This is a genomic window from Streptomyces sp. NPDC059456 (genome assembly GCF_042750055.1).
GTDB lineage: Bacteria > Actinomycetota > Actinomycetes > Streptomycetales > Streptomycetaceae > Streptomyces.
This window is the reverse complement of the sequence record NZ_JBHYVA010000405.1, coordinates 4,032-7,728: the sequence shown is the minus strand read 5'-3', so window position 1 is coordinate 7,728 and position 3,697 is coordinate 4,032. Positions and strand designations below refer to the sequence as shown.

At 70.7% G+C, this 3,697-nt stretch carries 5 protein-coding genes; 2 read left to right on the top strand and 3 right to left on the bottom strand.

Annotated elements, in window-relative coordinates; all coding sequences use genetic code 11:
• Positions 1–35 precede the first annotated feature (35 nt).
• Entirely contained in the window at positions 36–311 is a 276-nt protein-coding gene (locus ACFXA3_RS28380; RefSeq protein WP_385191313.1) for a CDGSH iron-sulfur domain-containing protein, read from the bottom strand.
• Entirely contained in the window at positions 295–984 is a 690-nt protein-coding gene (locus tag ACFXA3_RS28375; protein ID WP_385191312.1) for a HemK2/MTQ2 family protein methyltransferase, read from the bottom strand. The genes ACFXA3_RS28380 and ACFXA3_RS28375 overlap by 17 nt, the downstream gene beginning before the upstream one ends.
• A 421-nt stretch (positions 985–1,405) precedes the next feature.
• Between ACFXA3_RS28375 and ACFXA3_RS28370 the strand changes: the two genes are divergently transcribed.
• The gene (locus ACFXA3_RS28370; RefSeq protein WP_385191311.1) at positions 1,406–2,206 is read left to right on the top strand and encodes a ribonuclease BN; all 801 of its coding nucleotides are present in this window, start codon (positions 1,406–1,408) and stop codon (positions 2,204–2,206) included.
• Positions 2,207–2,466: 260 nt separating this feature from the next.
• Here ACFXA3_RS28370 and ACFXA3_RS28365 read toward each other — a convergent pair whose 3' ends face one another.
• A complete protein-coding gene (locus ACFXA3_RS28365) occupies positions 2,467–3,066 on the bottom strand; it encodes a YdcF family protein (RefSeq protein ID WP_385191310.1) in 600 nt (199 codons plus the stop codon).
• A gap of 349 nt (positions 3,067–3,415) precedes the next feature.
• Between ACFXA3_RS28365 and ACFXA3_RS28360 the strand changes: the two genes are divergently transcribed.
• Positions 3,416–3,589, top strand: a complete 174-nt coding sequence (locus ACFXA3_RS28360; protein ID WP_385191308.1) for a CsbD family protein — start codon at positions 3,416–3,418, stop codon at positions 3,587–3,589.
• Positions 3,590–3,697: the final 108 nt, after the last annotated feature.

Here is a 3,697-nt window from a genome sequence, read left to right as displayed (position 1 = left end):
CCCCGTGGCGGGGGGCGCGTGAGTGAACATCCGGGTTACCTCACCTCGGGCTCGGGGGGGGGTGCGCCGCCCCGCGCACGGCGGCGGTGGATGGTGTCGCACCAGGGGTACGTGCGGCTGGGGCGGCAGGTGCACACCGCGACCATGAAGCGGTCGGACCGGACGACGGCACCGTCGGCCAGGGTGATCTCCACCGGACCCTCGACCACTACCGGGCCCTGCGGATCGACGAAGACGCGGCGTGCGGGGGGCGGCGCCGCGCACTCCGGGTCCGAGGCGCCGGCTGCGGCCGTGTCAGAGGTTCCGGGCACGGACTATCACCAGTTCTTCCCATTGCTCGGCTCGGGCCGTCAGACCCCGGCTCTCCAACCAGGCCCGCCGCGAGCGCAGTACAGGGCCCCACGGTATGGACGTCGTCGCCGTGACCTCCGCGGCCAGCCGAGCCTCGGCCAGCCGGTCCACGGTGTCCTCGGCCCCGCACATCGCAGAGTGCACCATGAGCAGCACGCCCCCGGGGCGCAGCAGCGCCGGGGCCGCCGAACAGATGCGGTCGATGACCCCGCGCCCGTCGGGACCGGCGTCCCAGGCTCGCTCAGGCCCGTGCAACGGCATGCGGACTTGCGGAGCGGGAACGTACGGCGGATTTGCGACGACCAGGTCGAAGCGGCGCCGGGCGGCACGCGCCGCGAAGTCGCCGTGCAGCACCCGGAGCGGAAGCCGCCTGCGCAGCGCGTTCAGGCGTGCCGTGAGCACCGCCGACCAGGAAACGTCGACCGCCGTGACCCGCGCGCCCCGGGCTGCGGCGTGCAGGGCCAGGGCACCAGTGCCCGTACCGATTTCCAGCATCTCGGTCCGGGGCCCCAGGTCCTCGTCGCCGAGTGCCGCCGCGAGGAAGCGGGTGTCGGCCTGCGGCCGGTATACGCCCGGCAGCGCGATCAGGCCGGCGGGCAACGTGCCCGCAGCAGCCAGAGCCGAACAGGACACGGCGCACCTCCTTGACCGACCGGCACACCCTCCATCACGAATTGTGGAGGCCGGGTAACCGCTGAGACTCTGCGACTGCCCCGCCCAAGGCTCATCATCCGGAATCCGGTCGACATTCTGGTCATCAGACGAAATGAGATTCGACGGCACCGCATTTCGTACCGAAGTACAAGTGGAGCGTGGTTCGTACCTGGCGCGAACACTGCCCGGGCAGTGTTTCGGGCGCAGGGACCCTACAACCCTCCTTCCGCTTCAGCGCGCATGAAGGACCGCAATGGTGGGCTGCTGGACACGGGAGTCCTACCGTGGAATCAGCAACAACTGGAGCGGCCATGCCCGTGACATCAACCTTGCATTCCCACTCCCGGTCTCCGCACGTGCCGGTATGGCCGCCGTGACCGGCTGCCGTGGGCCGGCCCCGATGCTGAGCTTCGAGCGGATACGCAGCACGATCCGCCGTACGCGGGCCGGCAGACGCTGGGGACGAGTCCGGGACGTGGAACTGTGGCAGCGCTCGCTGGGGTTCGCCGCGCTCGGGTTCCTGACGCTGGTACCGCTGCTGATCGTCGTGTCCGCTGCGAACACGGCCACCGGACAAGGGTTCGCGCAGTGGCTGGGAGACGGGCTCGGAGTCTCGCCAGCCGCCCGGGCGGAGATCGACCGACTCTTCGCCCTGCCCGGCGAGGCGTGGCGGACCACCACGGCGTTCGGCCTGGCCGTGCTCGCCGTGTTCGGCCTGTCCTTCGGCACCGTGCTGCAGAACGGCTACGAGAAGGTCTGGGATCTGCCTCCCGCACGCTGGTGGGCCCGCTGGCGGCACGTGCTGTGGCTCGGCGTGCTGATCGCCGTCCTCTACCTGTCGGCGATCACGCCACCGTGGCGCGATTCCCCTGCCCGGGGGATCGTCGCAGTGGCGATCGGCACCCTGTTCTTCTGGTGGTCGCAACGGCTGCTGCTCGGCGGGCGGGTCGGGTGGCTCGCCCTCCTTCCCGGGGCGGTGACCACCATGATCGGGCTGCTTGGACTTCGCGTTTTCTCCCGGCTCGTGTTCTCGCCGCTGATCGCATCCAACGCCGTCACATACGGCCCGTTCGGAACCGTCCTCGTCATCCAGACCTGGCTGGTCGGCATCGGCGTCGTCGTCTTCGGTGGCGCGCTCGTGGGCAGACTCATCCACGACGAACTGACGCGCAGGGCCCAACCTCCAGCCTCCGGCCTCTGAGGCGCCGGGCTTCCCGGTGCACCCCGCTCCTTCCTCTCCGCGTGGAACAGGCGGGTGAGGATGGCGGTCGTGCGTGCGGAGCCGTGTCCTGCCGGGCGCATGCGACGGCGTGGCGCCGTGTGGATCGGGGTCTGCGCGGCCGACGCGGCGGTCGGCGGAACCACCCGCCTCCGCTCTGCCGGCCTTCCCGGCCGCGCCGGCGACGGCGGCGCCGCCGGGGTGGACGCGGCGGGTGTCCGCGCCGATCCGACGGCGGCTCTCTACGGGATGGGCCTTCGGTCTTCGGCTGTGAAGCCGCGGAGCGTCCAAAGTCCGTACAGGGCCAGCAGCGGTTTGACGACCAGCCACTCGCCGGGGCGGTAGTCATCCGCACGCACGAGCCTCTGGGCAAGGTCAGGGCGCTGGCGCCGCAAGTACGCGCGGGCCTTGAGCGCGTGGGCCGGCTGAGAGGCGATCTTGATGCGGTCGACATCTTCGAGCATGGGGATCACGTTGGTGATGTTCTCCCATGTCGTCCCGCTCCGTTCTTCGAGGAGCAGGGTGCCGTCGAACTTGAGAGCCGACCTCGCATAGTCAGCCATCAACTGGGCCTCGGTTGCGCCGCCGCCGGGCGCACCGCCGCTGAGGATCACTCGGGTCGCTCCCCCACCGTCAGTGGCGATGGAGCGGATTCCGGCACGCACTCGCCAGCGGGTGATCGCATTCGCCGCGGCTTGGGGATTGCGGTATCCCAGCACGACCACCGCTTCGGCACCGCCACCGCGGCTCCCCAGGAGAGTTCGAGACCAGCGCCAGTGCAACCACTCGCCCCAGGCCAGGGTCACCGCCCCGGCCATCACCAGTCCCGTCCTCCGTCGCATGCGGCGACTCTAGGGCACCACGGCATCTTCGGGGCCGCTTCGACAGCGCTTTGCCACCTCGTCGTGACCCATCGTGGTGGAGCTCGCGCGAAGGGCCCGAGCCGCGTGATGGCGGGGGGTGCCACCACGCGGTTCGGGCCCGCTCGGGAACCCGCGCCGCTCACCGCCGCGAACTCCCATGACCACGCTTATGGCCCCTCTCCCCCGGTCCAAACGGTGGAAGCGCACTTTTTCTCGGATCGAGGCAGCGGTCCCGCACGAGAGCGTCGGATCGCGCACGTTTGCCGTCCGCGATCCGGGTCAGACGCGCAGGGCAAGCAGTTCCCCGCACCCCAGGGAGTGATCAGCTGTGTCGAAGGACGAGAAGGGCCGGGCCAAGACCGAGCAGGCCAAGGGCAAGCTCAAGGAAACGGCCGGCCGCCTGGTGGGCAACGAGCGGCTGACTTCCGAGGGCCGCGCCGAAGCGGCGAAGGGCGATGCCCGGCAGGCCAAGGAGAAGATGAAGGACATGTTCAAGCGGTGACCCGTCGGCTCCACAGAGCAGCGCCCCCGGGGCCCCCCCCCGAAGGTTTTTGGGTCGCCCGCCCGCACAGCCCCAGCCGAAACCGCCGGGGGGGGCGGCGGGGGGCGC